The sequence below is a fragment of the Corynebacterium sp. KPL2680 genome, assembly GCF_040225675.1.
In the GTDB taxonomy this organism is placed as follows: Bacteria; Actinomycetota; Actinomycetes; order Mycobacteriales; family Mycobacteriaceae; genus Corynebacterium; species Corynebacterium rhinophilum.
In genome coordinates this window covers 82,105-103,621 of the sequence record NZ_JBEHFM010000005.1, presented here as the reverse complement: position 1 = coordinate 103,621, position 21,517 = coordinate 82,105, and the positions used below count along the sequence as shown (strand labels likewise).

21 protein-coding genes are annotated in these 21,517 nt (G+C 58.9%); 17 read left to right on the top strand and 4 right to left on the bottom strand.

What is annotated here, in order from left to right:
- Positions 1-5: 5 nt before the first annotated feature.
- Entirely contained in the window at positions 6-905 is a 900-nt protein-coding gene (locus ABRP66_RS04115; protein ID WP_284782146.1) for an ABC transporter ATP-binding protein, read from the top strand.
- Between the two features lie 28 nt (positions 906-933).
- Positions 934-1,671, top strand: coding sequence for an ABC transporter permease (locus ABRP66_RS04110; RefSeq protein ID WP_349838372.1), 738 nt, complete (start codon positions 934-936; stop codon positions 1,669-1,671).
- 22 nt (positions 1,672-1,693) lie between these two features.
- Here the strand turns inward: ABRP66_RS04110 and yaaA are convergent, their stop codons facing one another.
- Positions 1,694-2,416: a peroxide stress protein YaaA gene (yaaA, locus tag ABRP66_RS04105; protein WP_284769612.1), complete on the bottom strand. Its 723-nt coding sequence runs from the start codon at positions 2,414-2,416 to the stop codon at positions 1,694-1,696.
- A gap of 30 nt (positions 2,417-2,446) precedes the next feature.
- Between yaaA and ABRP66_RS04100 the strand changes: the two genes are divergently transcribed.
- Both ABRP66_RS04100 and ABRP66_RS04095 read left to right on the top strand, forming a co-directional pair.
- The gene (locus ABRP66_RS04100; RefSeq protein WP_349838377.1) at positions 2,447-4,216 is read left to right on the top strand and encodes a proline--tRNA ligase; all 1,770 of its coding nucleotides are present in this window, start codon (positions 2,447-2,449) and stop codon (positions 4,214-4,216) included.
- Between the two features lie 60 nt (positions 4,217-4,276).
- Complete coding sequence (locus tag ABRP66_RS04095; RefSeq protein ID WP_284782145.1) at positions 4,277-4,639, top strand: DoxX family protein; 363 nt, start codon at positions 4,277-4,279, stop codon at positions 4,637-4,639.
- A gap of 128 nt (positions 4,640-4,767) precedes the next feature.
- Here the strand turns inward: ABRP66_RS04095 and ABRP66_RS04090 are convergent, their stop codons facing one another.
- A complete protein-coding gene (locus tag ABRP66_RS04090; RefSeq protein ID WP_502879903.1) occupies positions 4,768-5,097 on the bottom strand; it encodes a transglycosylase family protein in 330 nt (109 codons plus the stop codon).
- 182 nt (positions 5,098-5,279) lie between these two features.
- Entirely contained in the window at positions 5,280-6,128 is an 849-nt protein-coding gene (locus tag ABRP66_RS04085) for a DUF4439 domain-containing protein (RefSeq protein ID WP_284769615.1), read from the bottom strand.
- 38 nt (positions 6,129-6,166) lie between these two features.
- On the opposite strand from ABRP66_RS04085, the gene rimP reads away from it, so the two are divergent.
- The 9 genes from rimP to ABRP66_RS04040 all read left to right on the top strand — a co-directional run bounded on the left by rimP (position 6,167) and on the right by ABRP66_RS04040 (position 15,690).
- Entirely contained in the window at positions 6,167-6,706 is a 540-nt protein-coding gene (gene rimP, locus ABRP66_RS04080; RefSeq protein WP_284769616.1) for a ribosome maturation factor RimP, read from the top strand.
- A 23-nt stretch (positions 6,707-6,729) separates the two neighbouring features.
- Complete coding sequence (nusA, locus tag ABRP66_RS04075; protein ID WP_284769617.1) at positions 6,730-7,746, top strand: transcription termination factor NusA; 1,017 nt, start codon at positions 6,730-6,732, stop codon at positions 7,744-7,746.
- 84 nt (positions 7,747-7,830) lie between these two features.
- The gene (locus tag ABRP66_RS04070; RefSeq protein ID WP_284769618.1) at positions 7,831-8,193 is read left to right on the top strand and encodes a YlxR family protein; all 363 of its coding nucleotides are present in this window, start codon (positions 7,831-7,833) and stop codon (positions 8,191-8,193) included.
- Positions 8,194-8,300: 107 nt separating this feature from the next.
- On the top strand, positions 8,301-11,174 hold the full coding sequence (gene infB / locus ABRP66_RS04065) for a translation initiation factor IF-2 (protein ID WP_284769619.1): 2,874 nt from the start codon (positions 8,301-8,303) through the stop codon (positions 11,172-11,174).
- Between the two features lie 221 nt (positions 11,175-11,395).
- Positions 11,396-11,839: a 30S ribosome-binding factor RbfA gene (gene rbfA / locus ABRP66_RS04060; RefSeq protein WP_284769620.1), complete on the top strand. Its 444-nt coding sequence runs from the start codon at positions 11,396-11,398 to the stop codon at positions 11,837-11,839.
- A complete protein-coding gene (locus ABRP66_RS04055) occupies positions 11,840-12,808 on the top strand; it encodes a DHH family phosphoesterase (protein ID WP_284769621.1) in 969 nt (322 codons plus the stop codon).
- Entirely contained in the window at positions 12,798-14,108 is a 1,311-nt protein-coding gene (locus ABRP66_RS04050; protein WP_284769622.1) for an MATE family efflux transporter, read from the top strand. Before ABRP66_RS04055 ends, ABRP66_RS04050 begins: the two co-directional genes overlap by 11 nt.
- Positions 14,109-14,209: 101 nt before the next feature.
- Positions 14,210-15,016, top strand: coding sequence for a metallophosphoesterase family protein (locus tag ABRP66_RS04045; protein WP_284769623.1), 807 nt, complete (start codon positions 14,210-14,212; stop codon positions 15,014-15,016).
- The gene (locus ABRP66_RS04040) at positions 15,016-15,690 is read left to right on the top strand and encodes a 4'-phosphopantetheinyl transferase family protein (RefSeq protein ID WP_284769624.1); all 675 of its coding nucleotides are present in this window, start codon (positions 15,016-15,018) and stop codon (positions 15,688-15,690) included. Before ABRP66_RS04045 ends, ABRP66_RS04040 begins: the two co-directional genes overlap by 1 nt.
- Before the next feature lie 48 nt (positions 15,691-15,738).
- On the opposite strand, the gene truB is transcribed toward ABRP66_RS04040, so the two are convergent.
- Entirely contained in the window at positions 15,739-16,632 is an 894-nt protein-coding gene (truB, locus tag ABRP66_RS04035; protein WP_284769625.1) for a tRNA pseudouridine(55) synthase TruB, read from the bottom strand.
- A 23-nt stretch (positions 16,633-16,655) separates the two neighbouring features.
- Between truB and ABRP66_RS04030 the strand changes: the two genes are divergently transcribed.
- From ABRP66_RS04030 to ABRP66_RS04015, 4 genes are all read left to right on the top strand, one after another.
- Positions 16,656-17,678 carry a bifunctional riboflavin kinase/FAD synthetase gene (locus ABRP66_RS04030; RefSeq protein WP_349838370.1) on the top strand — a complete coding sequence of 341 codons (1,023 nt, stop codon included), beginning with the start codon at positions 16,656-16,658 and terminating at the stop codon, positions 17,676-17,678.
- Positions 17,679-18,620 carry a nucleoside hydrolase gene (locus ABRP66_RS04025; protein WP_349838369.1) on the top strand — a complete coding sequence of 314 codons (942 nt, stop codon included), beginning with the start codon at positions 17,679-17,681 and terminating at the stop codon, positions 18,618-18,620.
- A gap of 149 nt (positions 18,621-18,769) precedes the next feature.
- Complete coding sequence (gene rpsO / locus ABRP66_RS04020) at positions 18,770-19,039, top strand: 30S ribosomal protein S15 (protein WP_005278802.1); 270 nt, start codon at positions 18,770-18,772, stop codon at positions 19,037-19,039.
- A gap of 213 nt (positions 19,040-19,252) precedes the next feature.
- Positions 19,253-21,499: a polyribonucleotide nucleotidyltransferase gene (locus ABRP66_RS04015; protein WP_284769628.1), complete on the top strand. Its 2,247-nt coding sequence runs from the start codon at positions 19,253-19,255 to the stop codon at positions 21,497-21,499.
- The last annotated feature ends 18 nt before the right edge of the window (positions 21,500-21,517 follow it).

Below are 21,517 nucleotides of genomic sequence, written 5' to 3'. Positions count from 1 at the left end.
AAACCATGCTCACAGTCACACAGCTTTCCAAGAAGTACGGTTCCTTTACAGCAGTAGACAACCTCTCCTTTGAGGTTCCCGATGGCCAAGTCACCGGGTTCTTGGGGCCCAATGGCTCCGGCAAATCCACCACGATGCGCATGTGCGTGGGGCTAGAAAATCCCACCTCCGGCACCGCTACATTCGATGGCACCCCATTTCGCGAACTACCCGATCCCGCCTCCACGGTGGGCACCTTGCTTGATGCCAATTGGTTCCATCCCGGCCGCAGCGCCCGCGCGCACCTACGTTATATGGCGGCGCTGCAGGGGGTATCGATGGATCACGTCGATGACACCCTGGAGCGCGTTGGGCTCGGAAAGGTGGCGAAAAAGCGCATCGGGGGTTATTCGCTTGGCATGAAGCAGCGCCTCGGCCTTGCCTGCGCCATGATGGGAGAACCTAAGCACTTGCTTCTCGATGAACCTGTCAACGGCCTCGACCCCGAGGGCGTTCACTGGATGCGCGACCGCATCCGGGAATTCGCCGCTGGGGGATGCTCCGTGCTGGTTTCTTCCCACCTGTTGTCAGAAATGCAGCTGACGGCGGACCGCCTGGTGGTCATCGGCAAGGGCAAGCTCGTTGGCGAAGGAACGGTAGAAGAATTCGTCAATGCCTCCGGTGCCGCCACCGTGGAGGTCGTGGTGGACCAACCAGAAGAACTGGCCCGCTTGCTGCACGGTTCGCAGGCACAAACCTCCTTCGATGGGGAAGTGCTGCGCATTACCGGCCTAGACCGCGATGAGGTCGGCCAATTGTGCTTTGACCACCGCATCCGCATCAGCAGCCTTGAGGTCAAGCACCCCTCCTTAGAAGACGCCTTCCTTGGCGCTACCGCAGATCACCTGGATTACCGCTCCGCATAACTCGCTTAAGAAAGGCAGATGACGAGCCATGAGTACCATCGTTTCCGAATCCTGCAAGATATTTTCCCTGCGCTCTACGTGGGTCTACCTCGCTATCATCACCGTTGGGCTAACAGCCGCCAACGTGCTGATGGGAGCTCTCCGCACTGACGACAGCGCCCTCCAATCCTCCGATCTAGCCATCGGCGCCATCTTTGCCGTGGTCATCATGATCTTTTCCTCGGCCACGCTAGTCGGCGGAGACCTACAAAAAGGCACCGTAGCCTGGAGCTACCTATCTACCAATCGGCGCCTGCAGGTGCTTTCGAGCCAAATCCTCGTCATTACCGTGGCCAACGTCGCCGCCGCGGGCCTGGCCGGCGTCCTCGGAATGTTGTTTAACGCTGCGCTCGGCAGCTCGTATGACTTCTCCAGCTTCGTGCACTACCCGGATAACGCCGTGTTTCTGTTTACCTTTATGGAATACATCGTCTATACCCTGCTGGCCACCAGCCTGGCTTATATCCTGCGCAGCGGCACCTTTGCGGCCATGCTGCTCATTATCGAATACTTCGTCATCGAAAGCGTGCTGACCTCGATGGACATGGGCTGGGCCAAAATCATCCTGCAGATTTTTCCCGATGCCAACCTGCGCACCTTCTTTCAAGGCCAAGACACCTTCGGGCTCATGGCCCCGCAATGGGCATCCGGAGTCATCGTCTTGGCCATGGTGGTAGCGGTCCTCGGCGGGGCCGCGGCCGTCCAGCGACGCCGCGCCGTGGTCTAGGCTCCCCGCGGACACTCACACCTTATGGGGATACGACGAGGGTAAGCTCCCTTGAGCCGTGCGGTGGTTCTTCTACCGTCATGCCGGCAGCGCGCGCAATAGCGGCGACATCGGCGGCGCTGAAGGCATCGGCAGGCGAAAGCGCCAGCTCCCGGGCCAACAGGCCTTTATAGTGCTTATTAAAGTGGCTGACCACTTTGCGCGAGCCATCCGGCTGCACGCTTTCTACCCGCACCGTCACGGCCGAAGGCAGCCGGCCCAGTTGCTGGTAGGTGCCCGAGCGCAGATCCACAACCAGCTCATCGATGTTTTCTAACGCCTGCGTTACCTGCTTGCCCCAATAAGACTTCATGGTGCGACCGCCCAGCTTGGTACCGCCCGATAAGCGGTAATGGGGGATAGGGTCGTCCGCGCGCAGGAGCCCGAAGAGGGCATCGCCAATAGCAAGGCGTTGCCATGAGGGAAGGGTGGATGCAGAAAGTGCATCAAAAAGCACGCCAGTATAGCGCTCGAGTGCCGGCATGGTGGGGGTGGTAAAAAGCTGATTGTTCGATTCAGCCTCACTGCGTAGCTTCTCCGAGAGCTTAAGCACAACCATCGCCTCATCGATGGGAAGAGACTGCAGCTCAGCAGCGATTTCGCGCCGGGTATCGCTTAGTTCGGGAAAAGATAGGTTGGCAAAATCAAGCGGCTTTCCCGTGCCGCCATGAGCCTTGGTTTCTGAAGGAGGGAGGACAATGAGCATATAGATAGGGTAGCGATGTATATTTTGACCATGATTACCCGCCTTTCTGAACTATTTCTCCGCACCCTTCGTGAGGACCCAGCCGATGCCGAGGTCCCCAGCCACAAGCTGCTGGTGCGTGCCGGTTATGTGCGCCGCGTCGCGCCGGGCATTTATACCTGGCTGCCGTTGGGGCTGCGCACCCTGCGCAAGATTGAAGACGTAGTACGCCAAGAAATGGACGCCATAGGCGGGCAAGAGATGCTGTTCCCGGCGCTGCTACCGCGCGAGCCCTATGAAAAGACCAACCGTTGGGTGGAATACGGTCCCAACCTATTCCGGCTGCAGGACCGCAAGAACGCGGACTTGCTGCTGGGCCCCACGCACGAGGAAATGTTTGCCAATGCCGTTAAGGACATGTACTCCTCGTACAAGGATTTCCCAGTCACGCTGTATCAAATTCAAACCAAGTACCGCGATGAGGAACGTCCCCGCGCCGGGGTGCTGCGCGGGCGCGAGTTCGTGATGAAGGATTCCTACTCCTTCGATATGAACGATGAGGGCCTCGATTCCTCCTACGCCCGCCACCGCAAGGCGTATCAAAATGTTTTTGACCGCTTGGAAATCGATTACGCCATTTGTAAGGCCACTTCTGGGGCGATGGGCGGATCCGCCTCCGAGGAGTTCTTGGCAGTTTCTGAGGTGGGCGAAGACCTTTTTGTTCGCTCTACTGAGGGCGATTATGCAGCCAATGTAGAGGCGGTCGTGACCCAAGCGCCCCCAGAAAAGGACATCGCGGGCCAGCCGGCGGCAAAGGAATACCGGACCCCGGATGCCGCCACCATTGAAGCGCTTGTGCACTGGGCGAAGACCGAGGACATTGCGGTCGACGGTCATGAGGTTCGGGCCACAGATATCCTCAAGTGCGTCATGGTGGAGGTAACCCACCCGGCGCTAGAGGATTATGAAGAGAAGAAGGAATTGGCGGCCGTGCTGATTCCGGGCGACCGCGAACTAGATCCCAAGCGCCTTGAAGCGGCCTTGGAACCGGCAGAGTTCAGCCTGGCAAGCGATAAGATTTACGCGCAATACGATTTCTTGGAGCAGGGCTTTGTGGGCCCTCGCGTGCTGAATTCCAATGGCGTGAAGGTCTTTGCCGATCCCCGCGTGGTCAAGGGATCTTCCTGGATCACCGGCGCCGATGCACAAAGCTGCTACGTCGTGGGCTGCGTGGCAGGCCGCGATTTCCACGTCGATGAGTTTGTGGAAGCGGCCGAGGTTAAAGAGGGCGATCCCGCACCAGATAACCAGGGCACCTTGGCTTTGCAGCGCGGCATCGAGCTGGGCCACATCTTCCAGTTGGGCCGGAAGTACACCGAGGCTTTTGACGTGCAGATTCTTGATGAAAACGGGAAGCGCGCTATTCCCACAATGGGCTCTTATGGTATCGGCATCTCCCGCATGCTGGCCGTGCTGGCAGAGCAGCGCCACGATGATAAGGGCCTGAATTGGCCGGTTGCGGTGGCGCCGTACCAGGTGCACGTGGCGGTGGCGAATAAGGATGCAGCGGCCATGGAGGCCGGCGATAAGTTGGTAGAAGAGCTGTCCCAGGCGGGCCTTGAGGTGCTTTTCGATGACCGCCCTAAGGTCTCTCCAGGCGTGAAGTTCAAGGATGCAGAGCTGCTCGGCATGCCGTTTGTGGCCATCTTGGGACGCGCCTTCAAAGATGGCATCATCGAGCTGCGCATCCGCGGGCAGGAAACGCTGGAGGTCCCAGCGGAGAAAATCGTGGATAAACTCCTCGAGTTGGTGCGGGCTTAGCTCAAAGCACCGCGCCAAGGCCCAGCGCTCATAAGCAGCGGCAAGGTATCGTGGGGAAGCATGAGACTTAATAAGAAGGTGCTTCCCACGGCTCTTATCGCCATGGGAGCGTTGCATTTCCTACGCGCGAAGAATTTCGAATCCATTGTGCCGCCGCAGCTGCCGGGCTCGCCGCGGTTGTATAACTTTGCCTCCGGCGCCTGGGAAATAGCTACGGGCTGTTTGCTTACCGATCGCGCCACCCGCGAATCCGGCGGCGCGTCAGCCGCGGCGCTATTTCTTGCCGTGTGGCCGGCGAATATGTACCACGCCTGGATCGAGCGCGACGCAGGATGGCCGAAGAAGCTTTATCACATCATTCGGCTGCCGCTGCAGATTCCGTTGATTCGCTACGCATGGAAGATTGCGCAGGGTAGGGCATAAAACCAAAAAGAACCGACTCCCCTGTTTTCCCGGGCAATAGGGTCCGAGAAGAATACCGGGGGGAGTCGGTTGTCTGCGTGATGCCGCGCTGGCGGCGGCATCACGCTACCGCTGTGGGAGGAAGCCGATTAGCCAGCCACGGGGCCGCCGCAATTAGGCCATGCGCCAGCACCCTGGGTGGCAAGAACGTTTTCAGCGATTTCGATCTGCTGTTGCTTGGTGGCTTGATCAGCGGTAGGCGCGTACTGGGTGCCGCCGCTACCGGCCCAGGTTTGCTGCGAGAACTGCAGACCGCCGTGGTAGCCATTGCCGGTGTTGATGTGCCAGTCACCGCCGGACTCGCACGCGGCGACCTGGTCCCACGCGCTTTCCGGGGCGGCGTTGGTGGCAGGGGCGGCAATGCCCGCGATGCCCAACGTAGCTGCGGCCATAGTGAGCAAAGTCTTCTTCGTACGCATTGAGAAAGCACTCCTTCTCATTGTGTTTTTGGGGCTTGTGGTATCTCCACCAAGCACGTAATCCACCAAATTACGTAAGGGCCGAACGAATTATCAATGAATATCGGCCTATAACTCGCTGACTTTTCTCTGCCCGCCGAACAGTGAATATTCAGGTAGACACGGTGGGTCAATACTCGAAGCTATGCGGCCTTGGCTTCGGCGGCGATGCCGATTAACCAGTTCAGCCACTCCTGGTTTGGGCTTTCTTGTTGTGCGGCAGCCACCGCAGCCGCGTGCCACTTGTCTGCGTCTAGTTCAACCAAGGTATCGAGGAAGGCTGCAGCGGAGTCCGCATCGCTGGGAAGCGTGGCTGCGCCGGAAGAATAGGCAGGCTCCGGCTGGGGAGCCTCGCCATTCTGGCTAAGCGCCTCTTGCAGTTGGTCGATGCGGCGGTGATGGAGGCTTAAGAGCTTATCGATGCGCCCCTCGGCAGCAGGATCGCTATAAGCCCGAGCGAAATCCAGGCCAAAGATCTGCTCGTATTCCCACTGCAACAAAGCAGCCGCGCTCTCGCGGTGTGGCTGGGAGAGCGTGGGAATATCGGGGGCATCGCCAGGCAGCCAGGCATTAAGCGTGATGGCCTGTTGCGTGACTATGGGCCGCGACTCAGAACTGACCTCATCGGCGGCTTCCGTTGTGGCAGAGGCGGCTTCTTCTAGCAGCTGGGAGGAATCTGTGGCAGGTGGTGCCTGCGTCGGGCGTTCCACCTCACAGCTGTGTGGGACGTTTCCTTGGTCATCGGTGCCGCAGAGGCGCGCAATCTCCTCATACAGCGCATCGGCCTGCGAGCTGCGCATATCCGCGGCCGCATCATCGACGCCCTGGAGGGCGAGGCTATCGCTCGCGGCGGCCACGGCGAGGCGCTCGAGCGCGTCTTCTGGGCGCGGGCCAAAATAGTCGACGACGGAATCGACTGCGGAACAGCCCGCGAGGGCGGGCAGCGCGGCAGTCGAGGCTACACAGGTTAAAGCAATACGTCGGCGGTTCACCCAAAAGACTGTACCTCGAAGGACGTAGGCTAGTGGGCATGGCTTTCCCAGATGCACAACAATTAACTGATTTGCTCCAACCTCGCCTAGAAGCCCGCGGGCTGGACGTGGAGGATATTAAAACCACCAAGGCGGGAAAGAAATCACAGGTCATCATCCGCATCGATGGCGATAGGCGGCCCAGCTCTGACGTATTGGAGGAAGTCTCCGACGATATTTCAGCCTTCTTCGATGAAAAAGAGGCGGCGGGCGAGCTGAATTTTGGCGCCGGATATACATTGGAGGTCTCTACCCCCGGTGTGGATTTGCCGCTGACCGCACCGCGTCACTGGCGCCGCAACAAGGGGCGGAAGGTGACTTTTAACCGCGGCGACGACACGAGCCACACCGCGCGCATCGGCGCGCTCAACGCGGACGAAGATGCCGTTGTCCTTATCACCTCTGAAAAAAACGAGGTGCATACAGAAGTGGAGCGATTGGAAAACATTGCCCACGCAGTGGTAGAAATTGAGTTTGCACAGCCATCACAGCGTGAGTTAGACGCCGTGCACCAGCCATTTGCAGAAGCCGAGAGTTAACCGGCAATCGAGAGGATAGACAAGTGAATATTGATCTTGAGGCACTTCGTACCATCGAATCCGAACGGCAGGTCCCCGTCAATGACCTGTTGGAGTCGATTGCAAGTGCCTTGTTGTATTCCTACCTGGATTACCGCGAATCCACCGCGGAGAGCAAGGCCGAAGGCACCAAGTCCCGAGTAGACATCGACACCACCACCGGTGCCGTCAGTGTCATCGTTACCGAGCGCGACTCCGAAACCGGGGAGGTAACCAGCGAGTACGATGACACCCCGGATAACTTTGGCCGCGTGGGTGCACGCGCCGTGCGCGAAGCCATCTTGCGCAAGCTGCGCGAGGCCGAAGCCGAGCGCACTTTTGATTCCTATTCGGAGCTTAGCGGGCGTGTAGTCAGTGGCATCGTCCAGCGCGATGCGCGTGCCAATGCCCGCGGCATCGTTGTGGTCCAGCTCGGTTCCGAGTTGGAATCGCAGGACGGAATCTTGCTTCCCGCAGAACAAATCCCCGGAGAGAAGCTGCAGCACGGTGACCGCATCAAGGCTTATGTGGTGGGGGTAAACCGCAATGGCGCCAATGTGCAAATCAACTTGTCCCGGACCCATCCGGAGCTAGTGCGCGGGCTTTTTGAACTGGAAGTTCCGGAAGTTGCGGATGGCAGCGTGGAAATGATCGCCATCGCCCGCGAAGCTGGGCACCGCTCCAAGGTCGCTGTTATTGGCCACGCTAAAGGCCTCAACGCCAAGGGCGCGTGCATTGGCCCGCGCGGTCAGCGCGTGAATAACATCATGCGCCAGCTCGGTGGGGAAAAGATCGACATCATTGATTACAGCGAGGATCCCACCGTATATGTGGGCAATGCTTTGGCCCCCTCCAAGGTGATCAAGGTGACCGTGCTCGATAGCGAAGAGCAGGTGGCGAGAGTTATCGTCCCTGACTACCAGCTGTCCCTTGCCATTGGTAAGGAAGGCCAGAACGCGCGCCTAGCCGCCCGTTTGACCGGCTGGAAGATCGATATTCATTCAGACGCGGACGCGAATTAAGGAAATGCGGATAAATAGCGTAGGCTAGTAAACGGCCCAGATGCAGAAAGGGACATGCAGACGCAGCGAAAGTTAAGGAGTTCGATGTCGCAGACTCAACGGCTTCGTACTTGCATCGCTACGCGTCGCCGCATGCCCGATACGGAGCTGCTGCGGGTGGTCATTGATGCCAATGATCCTCAAGGCAGCCGCGCGGTGGTGGATCCATTCCGGCGGCTTCCCGGCCGCGGCGCATGGATTAGCCCCACGCTTTCTGCACTCGAGCTAGCTGAGCGCAAACATGCTTTCAAGCGCGCGCTCCGCACGTCCGCATCCGTGGACACAGGTCAGGTACGTAGATACTTGGAAGCACAGTACGAAAATGTACAGGGCGAAAAAGTACCGTGTGCGGAACAAGCTGCACAAGATTCGTACACACCAGAGTTAAAAAGGAAGACCGAACACTGATGAGCGAACAACGATGAAGCATCAGCGATGAAAGTCCAGAACGTTTAACTAGGAGTCAGGCCAGTTTTTCGCGGCCTTGGCTCCTAGGCGATACCAAGAGGAGACAAGTGCCCGGAAAGCTACGTGTTCACGAGTTGGCAAAACAGCTCGGAGTAACCAGCAAGGAACTGCTCGCCACCCTGAAAGAACAAGGCGAGTTCGTGAAAACCGCATCCTCGACCATCGAACCACCGGTGGTCAAGAAGATGCGTGCTCACTATGAAGCACAGTCCGGTGGCGATGCCACCGAAGCTAAGGCAGACAAGGCTGAGAAAACTGCCAAGCCCGCTAAGCCCGGTCAAGGCAGCGCCAAGAAGCAGGCATCGCCTGCGCCAAAGCCAGGCGCTGGCGCACAGGGCGGAGCGAAATCCGCTGCGCCTAAGCCCGGCGCACCGAAGCCAGGGGCACAGGCACCGAAGCCATCCGACGCTGCGCCGAAGCCAGGCGCAGGGTCCGCTAAGGCTGCCCCCAAGCCTGGTAAGGCAGCACCAAAGCCGGGCGCTGCCGCTGGCAAGCCAGCACCGAAGCCCGGCCAAGGTGCACCGAAGCCAGGTCAAAACGCAGGCCAAGGCGATGCCAAGAAGTCGGGCGAGCGTCCGACCCCAGGCAACGCCATGCCGCGACCGATGCCTAAGCCCGGTGGATCCCGCCGCGTTGCCAATAACCCATTTTCCACGGGTGGCGGCGATAACCGACCAGGCCCACGTCCCGGTGGCTCCAAGGGCCAGCGCGGCGGCAACCGGCCTGGCGATAACCGCGGTGGAAAGCGCGGCGGCCGCAACGAGGGCGGCACTAACCGTCAGGGCCAGGATCAGAATCAAGGCCAGGGTGGCGGCGGTGGACGTCGTCCGTCGCCAGCCATGATGCCTTCGCATCCGAACCCTGCCTCGATGCCCTCCAAGGCACCGAGCGGTGGTGGACGCGGCGGCCGCGGTCGAGGTGGTCACGGCGGACCTGGTGGTCCAGGCGGCCCAGGCGGCGGTCGTCCCGGCGGTTTCCGCGGTGGACGCGGTGGGCGTCGCGGCGGCACCGCTGGTGCATTCGGCCGTCCAGGTGGCGCACCACGCAAGGGCAAGAAGTCGAAGCGGCAAAAGCGCCATGAGTTTGAAGAGCAGCAGAAGCACGTCGTAGGCGGCGTCCGCTTGCCAGATGGCAAGGGACAGACCGTCCGCCTGCGCCGCGGCGCTTCGCTGTCTGACTTCGCGGAGAAGATCGGTGCCGATCCAGCAGCATTGGTACAGGCACTGTTCAACCTTGGTGAAATGGTCACCGCAACCGCATCCGTATCGGAAGATACGCTGCAGCTGCTCGGTGACGAGATCAACTACAAGGTAGAAGTCGTCTCCCCAGAAGACGAGGACCGCGAGCTGCTCGAGTCCTTCGACCTGCAATTCGGCGAGGATGAAGGCGGCGAAGAGGCCCTCGAACACCGCCCTCCAGTCGTCTCCGTCATGGGTCACGTTGACCACGGTAAGACCCGCCTGTTGGATACCATCCGTAAGACCAATGAGGCAGCCGGTGAGGCCGGCGGTATTACCCAGGGAATCGGTGCTTACCAGACCACGGTTGACGTGGATGGCGAGCGCACCATCACATTCCTGGATACCCCTGGTCACGAGGCCTTTACCGCCATGCGTGCCCGCGGTGCGAAGTCTACTGACTTGGCCATCTTGGTAGTCGCCGCCGATGACGGCGTCATGCCACAGACGGTTGAGGCCATCAACCACGCCAAGGCTGCCGATATCCCGGTGGTCGTGGCCGTGAACAAGGTGGATAAGCCGGAGGCGCAGCCGGAAAAGATCCGTGGCCAGCTCACGGAGTACGGCCTGGTGCCTGAAGAGTACGGCGGCGATACGATGTTCGTGGACATCTCTGCTAAGCAGGGCCAGAACATCGACCAGCTGCTGGAATCTGTCATCCTGACTGCCGATGCCGCCCTCGAGCTCACGGCTAACCCAGAGATGGATGCCCAGGGTGTGGCCATCGAAGCTCACTTGGACCGCGGTCGCGGCCCGGTGGCTACGGTCATCGTCCAGCGCGGTACGCTGCACGTCGGCGATTCCATCGTGGTAGGCGATGCACACGGTCGCGTGCGCCGCATGCTCGATGAGTTTGGTGAGGACGTCAAGGAAGCCGGTCCTTCCCGCCCGGTACAGGTGCAAGGCCTGTCCGGCGTTCCAGGTGCTGGCGATAACCTGCTCGTGGTTGATGATGACCGCGTGGCCCGCCAGATTGCTAACCAGCGCGATGCTCGTAAGCGTTCTGCCTTGCAGGCAAAGCAGCGCAAGCGCGTGTCCCTGGAGGATCTGGACAAGGTATTGCAGGAGACTTCGACCCTCAACCTCATTCTCAAGGGCGACAACGCCGGCTCCGTCGAGGCGCTGGAAGATGCCCTGTTGGACATCAAGACCGAGGACGAAGTCGAGCTCAACATCATCGACCGCGGTGTTGGTGCCGTAACGGAGACCAATATTTCGTTGGCCGCCGCTTCCGATGCCGTCATCATTGCGTTCAATGTTCGCTCGGAGGGCAAGGCCACGGAGATCGCTACCCAAGAGGGCGTGGATATCCGCTACTACACGGTTATCTACAAGGCCATCGAGGAAGTCGAGGCCGCTCTCAAGGGCATGCTCAAGCCGATCTACGAGGAGCGCGACACCGGTGCGGCCGAAATCCGCGCCCTGTTCAAGTCCTCCTCGGTGGGTACCATCGCCGGTTGTATGGTCACCGAAGGCAAGGTTGTCCGCAACGGCAAGGTTCGCCTGCTCCGCGATAACAACGTGGTTACTGCCGATGCCAAGATCGAGTCCCTGCGTCACGAAAAGGACGACGCTACTGAGATCAAGGCCGGCTATGAGTGCGGTATGGTGCTGTCCTACCCGGATATCCAGGTAGGAGATATCATCCAGGCTTATGAAGAAGTCGAGGTACCGCGCGACTAGTCGCTGCTAGTTTCGGCCCGCTGTGCGTGCCCACCTCAAGATTCTTTCTCCCCGGAGGGAGATCGCGAGGTGCGGCAGGTAGAGCGGGCCGTTTCGCGTTTTCGCATGTGAGGTTTTCAAGCGGTTTCCATTGGGTGCGGTGAGTAACTAAACTGGTGGTTTCTGATACCGCGACACGGTAATTTAGGAATAAATTTTTCCCCTTTAGCTTGGAGGTTCTCATGGTCGATCACGCACGCGCGGCGCGGCTAGCAAAACGAATTCAGGAAATCGTGGCTAGTGCGATTGAGCTGCAGATTAAGGATCGCCGCTTGGAGATGGTCACCGTGACCGATACACGCGTCACCGGTGATTTGCACGACGCTACCGTCTTTTACACGGTGCGTGGCCACGATATCGATGCGGAACCCGATTATGACCAGGCTGAGGAAGCACTCAAGCGCGCGAAGGGACAGTTGCGCAAGATCGTTGGCGATCAGTTGTCCGTTCGCTTTACCCCAACCCTTGCTTTTGAGCTCGATACCGTCCCGGAAGCCTCCGCGCACATGGAAGAGCTCTTGGCGCGCGCTCGGGCTCGCGATGAGGAGCTAGCAAAATTGAAGGAAAACGCTAAGCCCGCGGGCGAGGCCAATCCGTATAAAACCTCCGATGAAGACGAGGCTTAAGTGACCCGCAAGGAATATCAGGACGCAGTCGATGCCATTTCTGGCGCGCAAAGCATCTGTATTATCACTCACTTGCGCCCGGATGCCGATGCCATTGGTTCAGCCACGGCGTTGCTCTTAGCCGTGCAACAAAGTGGGAAAGAAGCCTGTGCGGTCATTGGCCAGGACAAGGACTTTGCGCCTAATCTTTACTCCATTCCCGGCGCAGATCACGTTAAGGTCATGCGGGAGCTCCCGCAGGGATATGACCTTTATGTCACCGTGGATTGTGGGTCGATCGATCGCACTGGTTTGTTTTCTGCAGATATCGCCGAGCTGACAGAGGCAGGGCGCGTGCTGTGCATCGACCACCACTCGTCCAACCTCGGGTTTGGCTCAGTGAACTTGGTTGATTCAGAGTGCGAGTCCACCACGGTGGCCATATTGACCATCCTGGATATGCTGTCGGTGCAAATCGAAAGCAGCATCGCACACTGCCTGTATGCGGGTCTTTTGACCGATACGGGTAGCTTCCGGTGGGGCAGGCCCGCCATGCACGATGTGGCCACGCGCTTGATGCGCTATGGCCTGGATACCAAGCAGATTGCCACGGATCTGCTCGATGCCACGACTCCAGATGATCTGCAGATGGTCGGCCGCGTGCTTGCAGGACTGCGCATTGAACATGCTGGTGAAATGGGTGTGGGCATCCTCGTTGCAGGCTTGGCCGATATCGAAGGTCATTCGGATTCCGCAGTCGAGTCCCTAGTAGATTTCGTGCGTGCCCTTGAAGGCACCGAATTGGGTGTGGTCTTTAAGGAACAGTCGCCTGGGATATGGGCGGTATCGCTGCGTTCGACTACGATCAATTGCGCCGCCTTGGCAACCCAATTTGGTGGCGGCGGGCATATTCCCGCTGCTGGGTACATGACATCGGGAAGCGAAGAACGAATCGTCGCGGAGCTGGTGAGTGCCATCGATGAGCACTAGGCAGTCAACCCCCACGACAGTAAGCGCACGCGAGGTCTTCGGCCTCGCGTTTCCTGCGCTTGGAGTCCTGGCCGCGATGCCGCTCTACCTCTTGCTCGATACCGCAGTGGTGGGGCGCCTGGGTGCCCAGGAATTGGCTTCGCTCGCCGCGGCAACCACGATCCATACCGTGGTGACCACGCAGCTGACCTTCCTGTCCTATGGCACGACGGCTCGCTCGTCTCGCCTTTTTGGCGCTGGTAAGCGCGCCGAGGCAGTGGCAGAAGGTGTGCAAGCAACCTACGTGGCCCTGGGCGTTGGTGGGCTTTTAGCCCTCATCATGTGGATCTTCGGCGGTGTTTTTGCCCAGTGGCTTACCGGGGATCCTACGACTGCGGCCGGAACTGCACTGTGGCTGCGGATCGCTGCACTGGCGATTCCCGTAACGTTGGTGGAAATGGCCGGAAATGGCTGGATGCGCGGTGTGCAAAATACCAAGAAGCCGCTCTATTTCACCCTTGCCGGAATGATTCCCGGAGCCATTGCCGTACCCGCATTCGTGTATTGGTGGGGCCTTGCCGGGTCTGCCATTGCCACCGTATTGGGGATGAGCATTATCGCGAGCCTCTTCGTGCGCGAGCTGTATAAACAGCACGAAGGTTCGTGGAAATTTCGGTGGCACATCGTGCGTAAACAGTTGATCTTGGGCCGCGACCTTATCTTGCGCTCCGCTAGCTTTCAGGTGGCCTTTCTAACTGCAACGGCCGTGGTATCCCGCGTGGGCACGGCCGCGTTGGGCGGCCACCAAATCATGATGCAGCTGTGGAATTTCATGTCGCTGATTTTGGATTCCTTGGCCATTGCCGCTCAGGCCTTGACTGGAGCTGCCTTGGGCGCTGGTTCGGCGCGCCACGCGCGCAGCGTGGGAAGCAAGGTAGTGATGTATTCTACGATTTTCTCAGCCTTCCTCGCCTTGGTTTTCGCCGCTGGGGCCGGGTTCATTCCGCGCGTCTTTACATCCTCTCAGGAGGTCATCGATGCCATGAGCCAACCATGGTGGATCCTGGTCGGCATGGTCATCGCCGGTGGCGTGGTCTTTGCCCTGGACGGCGTTCTATTGGGGGCAGGGGATGCGGCATTCTTGCGCAGCCTGACTATTGCCTCGGTTCTTCTGGGATTTTTGCCCGGGGTGCTCCTCGCACATGCCATGGGCACGGGCCTTACCGGCGTGTGGTGCGGCTTGGCTGCATTCATTACTTTCCGCCTCATTGGCGTGGTCTACCGCTTCTATTCCATGAAATGGGCTGTAGTAGCAGAGTAGTACCTGCGCTACAGTGACTGTAACGAGTAGCAACAGCACTACAGATTTAACTACAGCGAGAGACTCCGTAACGATGATGAGCAAGGCGGGTGGGAGCGGTAATGCCAACGCTATGGGCAGTAGCAGACTTGCACGGCGCGATCCGTGAAAATTTAGCGCGCATTGCAGAACTTAACCCACCCGATCCGGCCGATTGGCTCATTGTGGCAGGCGATGTTGCAGAGCGCAGCGAGCTTATCCTGCGCATCTTGCGGGACTTGGCCGCGCGCTATGACACCGTCATTTGGGCACCAGGCAATCACGATTTATTTTCTCGTTCCCAAGACCAGTACAAGGGGCGCGAAAAATACGATTACCTGGTGGCCGCCTGCCGGGAAATCGGCGTTATCACCCCAGAGGACCCCTATCCGGCTTTTAATGGGATAACGATTGTGCCGCTTTTTACCCTGTATGACTACAGTTTCCGCCCACCGGGTACCTCGGTGGAAGAAGCGGTGCAGCAGGCACACTCTAAAAAGCTTGTCATGACCGATGAGGTAGCAATCGCTCCCTTCGTAGACGTGCGCGCATGGTGTTGGGACCGCTTGGCGTATTCCATTAAGCGTTTATCCCGAGTACAGGGCCCAACTATCTTGGTTAACCACTGGCCACTGGTGCAAGAACCTACGATGGTTCTGCGCTTTCCAGAGATTGCCCTGTGGAGCGGCTCGCGGCATACGCGTTCGTGGCCGCGACGGTACAAGGCAGAAGCTGTCATTTACGGCCACTTGCACATGCCTTCAAAGATGAATGTGGATGGGGTAGACCATATCGAAGTCTCATTAGGCTACCCGCGCGAATGGCGTAACCAGCCGCACCGTATCCCGTGGCCATACCCAGTTACTTCGACGTTTGGGGAGGTGAATTGATGTTATACCCCGACCTGTTCCCAGAAACTACCCGGTATTGCTATGTGCGTACGGATGCCCGCGAGTCCGACCTACTCAACTATGATCAGCTCGACCCTAAGGAACAGTCCATAGTCTCGCAGGCGGTCGATATCCGGAAGTCCGAATTTGGCGATGCCCGGTGGTGTGCGCACCAGGCCCTGCGCGAGCTGGGCTTTACAGGTACTAACCCGATTATGCGCGGAGAGCGGGGCATGCCGCTGTGGCCCGAAGGATTTATCGGATCCATGACGCATACGGAGGGCCTGCGCGCAGCGGTGGTGGCCTCCACTACGGATTTTCGCTCCATTGGCCTTGATGCGGAGCCGGCGCAGCGGCTGCCCGAACATGTGTTGACCATGATCGCCCGATCCGGGGAAATGCCGCAGCTGCCGCGCCTAGAAAAGGCGGGGGTGCACTGCCCAGACCGCCTGCTATTTTGCGCCAAGGAGGCCACCTATAAGGCGTGGTTTCCCATGACGCATCGGTGGCTCGATTTCGATCAGGCAGAAATCGATATCCGCGAAGATGGAACCTTTATTTCTTATATCCTGGCCCGCCCCACGCCAGTGCCGTTTATCACTGGCAAGTGGATCCTAAAGGGCGGTTATGTCGTGGTTTCCACGCTGGTTCCGGCCCTTGATTTCTCCGCCTAAACCGAACGTTCGCACTGGTCCCCTTGGTCTTCCCTCTAAGGCTCTGGTTTAGAGGGTAGACGGCCGCGCCACAAAGACCGTGGCCAACCTTTTTCCCTTCTCCTTAATGAGCGCGATGGCCTGGCCATTGGGGGCTACCGCCGCATGCACCCCGGATAGCCCGCGCGGCTCGAGCCATTTGCCCATCGCTAAAGCCGCGGCCTCGTCCTCGGTGACGGGCAGCACGGGGAAACTGCGCTTGAGTGCTTCGTCGAGGCTCAAGGACAGGCGGGGGTTTTCTGCGAGATCGTCGAGGAGGTGGGCATCGGCAAGCGCAAAGGGCCCCACCGTCGTGCGGCGCAGGGCGGTTAAATGCCCACCGACGCCAAGTGCCTCGCCCATATCGCGCGCCAAGGAGCGGATATAGGTGCCGGAGGAACACTCCACGGATACATCGATGTCTAGAAAATCGCCCTCGGTGCGCATGTCATGAATATCAAAACTGTGGACGGTGACCGGGCGGGCGGGGATATCTACCTCTTTTCCCTCGCGCACCAATTCATGCGCCCTTTTACCTTTGATCTTGATGGCGGAAACCGCGGCGGGCTTTTGCATAATCTCACCGGTCAATGTGGCAACCTCGGCCTCGATGGCGGATCGATCAAGCGCTGCTGCGGGCTTTTCCCAGCGAAATTCGCCCTCGGCATCATCGGTGGTGGTAGAAGCGCCGAGGCGAATGGTGGCCGAATAAGACTTGGTGGAAGCAACCATGTGCGCGAGGAATTTGGTGCCGCGTTCGATGCCAAGGACCAGCACCCCAGTTGCCATGGGATCTAAGGTGCCGGCGTGGCCGACCTTTTTGGTGTGAAAATACCTGCGTAGGCGGCTAACAACATCGTGAGAGGTCATGCCGGCAGGCTTATCAACAATGACAAGTCCGGAATGTGCGAGCGCATCAGTCATAGGGTACAAGTCTATGCTCTACGATGGATTACGTGGATATTTGTTACGGAATCGATGACATCCCCGCGGATGTGGGGCCGACCTCGGTAACCATTGGCGTCTTCGATGGCTTGCACCGCGGCCATCAACAGCTCGTTTCTGCCTGTGTGAAACACGCGCGGGCGAATAATCAGGTCCCCGTCATGGTGACCTTTGACCCGCACCCGGTCTCCGTTTTCTTGCCGGAGCGCGCGCCGCTGTCTGTGGTGAGTTTCGAGCGCAGGCTAGAGCTCGCGGAAGAAATGGGCATCGAGATGGTGCTTGTCATTGACTTCACCAAGGAACTAGAGGGCGTGGAGCCGCGCCCCTATGTGCGCGACCTCTTGGTGGGCAAACTCCATGCGCACCACGTGGTGGTGGGGGAGAACTTCACCTTTGGCGCTGGGGCCAGCGGCACCGCGGAAGCCATGCGGCAGCTGGGACAGGAGTTTGGATTTAGCGTCGATATCATCCCGCTCCTGGATGAAGACGGCGTGCAGATTTGTTCCACCTATATTCGCCAAAGCTTGTCCCGGGGCGCAATAGAATCGGCGAATTGGGCGCTTGGCCGGCACTTTACGGTCACTGGTCCTGTGGTGCGCGGTGCGGGGCGCGGTGGCAAGGAACTGGGATTTCCCACGGCTAATCAGTATTTCCCGGATACCGTAGCCATTCCCGCGGACGGGGTTTATGCCGGTTGGTTTATTGTGCATTCTGACTCGCCCCTCGATGGGGATATGCAGCCCGAAGTAGCCTATGCCGCGGCGATTTCCGTCGGTACGAATCCCACCTTTGGTGATGAAGAGCGGTCCGTGGAGTCTTTTGTCTTGGACCGCGATGCCGATCTTTATGGCTATGAGGCAACCGTGAAATTCGTGGGCCACCTGCGGGATATGGTGAAGTTTCATTCCGTCGATGAGCTTTTGGAAGCCATGGCCCAGGACGTCGCAGCCGCCCGCAAGGTGCTGGCTGCCGATGCTCGCGCGCAGGGCTGCAATAGCGAAGACTATTTCTTAAAGGAGAAGTAAATGAAGGCCATCCTCGATCTTGATACCGGCATTGATGATGCTTTGGCCTTGGCTTATGCCCTGGCCCACCCCGATCTTGAGCTCATCGGTGTGACGTGTACTTATGGCAACGTCACGGTGCCGCTGGCGGTGCGCAATACCCTGGCGCTGCTGGATTTGCTGGATAGGTCTGATATCCCGGTCTTTGCGGGCCGCAGCCCGGACGGTTTCCAGCCCAGCGAGATTTCCTCCTTCATCCACGGCCAGAATGGCGTGGGCGAGGTCGCGCTTAGCCCGTCCGGTAAGACCGAGGACACGCAGCCGGCCACGGATTTCCTCTTGCAGGCCGTGCGCGATTACGGTGATGACCTGGTCATTATTCCTACAGGTCCGTCGACGACCATCGCCCAGGCTATGCTTGCCGATACCACCTTTGCCGCCAACGCCCACATCGTCATGATGGGCGGAGCGCTGACCGTTCCTGGCAACGTCTCCGCGTGGGCAGAGGCCAATATTTCCCAAGACCCGGATGCCACCGATTACCTCTTCCGACACAGCCAAGATGTCACCATGGTCGGCCTTGATGTCACCTTGCGCACCCTCTTGACGGAAAAAGAAACCGCGCGCTGGCGGGAGACCGGAACGACCGCGGGCGAGGTTTTCGCCAATATGGTGGATTACTACATTCGCGCTTATGCCACCACGGCTCCCCACTTGGGAGGTTGCGGTCTGCACGATCCGCTGGCCGTGGCGGTAGCCGCAGATCCGTCGTTGGTAGAGGTCATCGAAATCAATATGAAAACGGATACGCAAGGCCCCACCCGCGGGCGCACCATTGCCGATGAAACCCGGCTGAGCCAGGAACCTACCGCGAAGGTGGCCGTGGGCGTGGACAACGAACGCTTCGTCCATGAATTCGTGGACTACCTCGAAGAACTTTTCCGGACGGTGGGCGCCAAGTAGTGCAGCGTTTTGATTTGCCGCGCTAATTGGCTGTAAGATGACGATTTGGCTTAGCGACTGTGGTTCACGACAGTTGCGGCACGCGGAGCTCGCCACGGCGGCGCTGCGCGTTGAAGAATAGTGTGGACTGAAATAAAGGAGAAATACTCATGGCATTGACCACTGAGAAGAAGGCCGAAATCCTCAAGGAGTACGGCCTGCACGAGACCGACACCGGTTCCCCCGAGGCACAGGTTGCCCTGCTGACCTCCCGCATCAATACTTTGACCGAGCACCTGAAGTTCCACAAGCACGATCACCACTCCCGTCGTGGTCTGCTGCTGATGGTTGGTCGTCGTCGTGGCCTGCTGAAGTACTTGGCAGAAAACAACGTGGATCGCTACCGTGATCTGATTTCCCGCCTGGGCCTGCGCCGCTAATTGCGACGCGGCTGCGGCCGAATTATTCCCCTTGCCTTGCGGCAAGGGGAATTAGTGGTTTTATTACCCACTTTATCCTTGTGAGGAGAGGGGCGTTTGTAATTGCCGTAGCTCAAAAGTACGGAATCTCTGTTAGAATTTTCACCGTTGTCAAAAACAATGTGGAAAAGGCGGCACCGACGATCGCCTAAAACATTCAAGGAGATTTACTAGATGAGCGTTCAGAACTCCGTAGAGTTCAATATCGATGAAGAATTCGGTATTACCGAAGCTATCGCTGTCCTCGACAATGGGGACTTTGGTACCCGCACCGTTCGTTTCGAAACCGGCCAGCTGGCCCGCCAAGCAGATGGTTCCGTAACCACGTACCTCGACGATGACACGATGCTGCTGGCCACCACGACTGCCTCGAACCAGCCGCGCGAGAACTTTGACTTCTTCCCACTTACCGTGGACGTGGAAGAGCGCATGTACGCAGCCGGCAAGATCCCCGGCTCCTTCTTCCGCCGCGAGGGGCGTCCCTCCACCGAGGCCATCTTGGCGTGCCGCCTCATCGACCGCCCGCTGCGCCCCACCTTTGTCAAGGGCCTGCGCAACGAAGTGCAGGTGGTCATCACCGTCCTGTCGCAGGACCCAGAAGAGTACTATGACGTCGTAGCCATTAACGGCGCGTCCGCAGCAACCCAGCTTTCCGGCCTGCCGGTCTCCGGCGCCGTCGGCGGCGTGCGCATGGCGCTCATCGCTGATGACAAGCACCCAGAAGGCCAGTGGGTGGCGTTCCCGAACCACGAGCAGCACGAGCGCGCGCTCTTTGAAATGGTGGTTGCAGGCCGCATCGTTACTAAGGGCCGTAAAGAAGACGTCGCCATCATGATGGTGGAAGCTGGCGCCGGCACCAACGTTGCTGAGCGCATTGCCGATGGCGCCCCGGCACCGCAAGAAGCCGCCGTCGCCGAGGGCCTCGAGGCAGCCAAGCCGTTCATTAAGACCCTGTGTGAGGCCCAGAACGGCCTTGCAGAGCGTACTGCCAAGGAGACCCAGGAGTTCCCGCTCTTCCCGGCTTATGAGGACGATGTCTTCGACGCCGTGGAAAAGGCTGCTTCCAAGAAGCTGGAGAACCTGCTGACCATCCCAGGCAAGCAGGAGCGCGACGAGGCTACGAATGCACACATGGAACAGGTAGAACAAGACCTGTTGCCGCAATTCGCGGACTTGGAAGAAGCAGTGGCCTCCAAGCAGATTCGTGCTGCTTATAACGAGGTCATGAAGAAGATCGTGCGTCGCAAGATCTTGACCGATGGCTTCCGCATCGATGGCCGCGGGCTTACCGATATCCGCGACCTGTCCGTCGAAGTTGACTTGGTACCACGCGCACACGGTTCTTCCTTGTTCGAGCGCGGTGAAACGCAGATCCTCGGTGTAACCACCCTGGATATGCTGAAGATGGAGCAGCAGATCGACTCGCTTACTCCTATCGAATCCAAGCGATACATGCACCACTACAACTTCCCGCCATTTTCTACCGGTGAGACCGGCCGCGTCGGCTCGCCCAAGCGCCGCGAAATCGGCCACGGTGCACTAGCCGAGCGCGCCCTGCTTCCGGTCATTCCGTCGCGCGAGGATTTCCCGTATGCCATCCGCCAGGTCTCTGAGGCGCTCGGTTCCAACGGTTCCACCTCCATGGGTTCTGTGTGCGCATCCACCCTGTCCCTCTACAATGCGGGTGTTCCGCTCAAGGCGCCGGTAGCCGGCATCGCCATGGGCTTGGTTTCCGGTGAGGTTAAGGGCAAGGAAAAGTTCGTCGCACTGACCGATATCCTCGGTGCCGAGGATGCCTTCGGTGACATGGACTTCAAGGTTGCAGGTACCTCTGAATTCATCACTGCGCTGCAGTTGGACACGAAGCTCGATGGCATTCCGTCTAAGGTCTTGGCTCAAGCACTCGAGCAGGCCCGCGATGCCCGTGCCACCATCCTGGAAACCATGGCTGAGGTCATTGATTCCCCAGATGAGATGTCTGGCCTGGCCCCGAAGATCACCTCGGTGAAGATTCCGGTTAATAAGATCGGTGAGCTCATCGGGCCTAAGGGCAAGACCATCAACCAGATCACCGAAGATACCGGTGCTGAAGTCTCGATTGAAGACGATGGCACGGTCTACATCTCTGCGGTAACCGGCGAAGCAGCGGATGCTGCGATTGAAAAGGTTAACTCCATTGCCAATCCGCAGTTGCCCAAGGTAGGCGAGCGCTTCCTCGGCACGGTAGTCAAGACCGTTCCATTCGGCGCCTTCGTATCCTTGACCCCAGGCCGCGATGGATTGATCCACATCTCCAACCTGGGTGGCGACGAGCGCATCGAGAAGGTCGAAGATGTCGTCAACGTGGGCGACAAGGTACAGGTAGAAATCGCGGATATTGATAACCGCGGCAAGATTTCCCTAGTGCCCGTTGAGGACTAATTCCTCGCGCGCTCGTTA

Bases quoted from the DNA above. Each gene is read 5' to 3' on its own strand.
- ABRP66_RS04115 (WP_284782146.1), top strand. From the start codon at position 6: ATGCTCACAGTCACACAGCTTTCCAAGAAGTACGGTTCCTTTACAGCA.
- ABRP66_RS04110 (WP_349838372.1), top strand. From the start codon at position 934: ATGAGTACCATCGTTTCCGAATCCTGCAAGATATTTTCCCTGCGCTCT.
- yaaA (WP_284769612.1), bottom strand. From the start codon at position 2,416: ATGCTCATTGTCCTCCCTCCTTCAGAAACCAAGGCTCATGGCGGCACG.
- ABRP66_RS04100 (WP_349838377.1), top strand. From the start codon at position 2,447: ATGATTACCCGCCTTTCTGAACTATTTCTCCGCACCCTTCGTGAGGAC.
- ABRP66_RS04095 (WP_284782145.1), top strand. From the start codon at position 4,277: ATGAGACTTAATAAGAAGGTGCTTCCCACGGCTCTTATCGCCATGGGA.
- ABRP66_RS04090 (WP_502879903.1), bottom strand. From the start codon at position 5,097: ATGCGTACGAAGAAGACTTTGCTCACTATGGCCGCAGCTACGTTGGGC.
- rimP (WP_284769616.1), top strand. From the start codon at position 6,167: ATGGCTTTCCCAGATGCACAACAATTAACTGATTTGCTCCAACCTCGC.
- ABRP66_RS04070 (WP_284769618.1), top strand. From the start codon at position 7,831: ATGTCGCAGACTCAACGGCTTCGTACTTGCATCGCTACGCGTCGCCGC.
- rbfA (WP_284769620.1), top strand. From the start codon at position 11,396: ATGGTCGATCACGCACGCGCGGCGCGGCTAGCAAAACGAATTCAGGAA.
- ABRP66_RS04050 (WP_284769622.1), top strand. From the start codon at position 12,798: ATGAGCACTAGGCAGTCAACCCCCACGACAGTAAGCGCACGCGAGGTC.
- ABRP66_RS04045 (WP_284769623.1), top strand. From the start codon at position 14,210: ATGCCAACGCTATGGGCAGTAGCAGACTTGCACGGCGCGATCCGTGAA.
- ABRP66_RS04040 (WP_284769624.1), top strand. From the start codon at position 15,016: ATGTTATACCCCGACCTGTTCCCAGAAACTACCCGGTATTGCTATGTG.
- truB (WP_284769625.1), bottom strand. From the start codon at position 16,632: ATGACTGATGCGCTCGCACATTCCGGACTTGTCATTGTTGATAAGCCT.
- ABRP66_RS04030 (WP_349838370.1), top strand. From the start codon at position 16,656: ATGGATTACGTGGATATTTGTTACGGAATCGATGACATCCCCGCGGAT.
- ABRP66_RS04025 (WP_349838369.1), top strand. From the start codon at position 17,679: ATGAAGGCCATCCTCGATCTTGATACCGGCATTGATGATGCTTTGGCC.
- rpsO (WP_005278802.1), top strand. From the start codon at position 18,770: ATGGCATTGACCACTGAGAAGAAGGCCGAAATCCTCAAGGAGTACGGC.
- ABRP66_RS04015 (WP_284769628.1), top strand. From the start codon at position 19,253: ATGAGCGTTCAGAACTCCGTAGAGTTCAATATCGATGAAGAATTCGGT.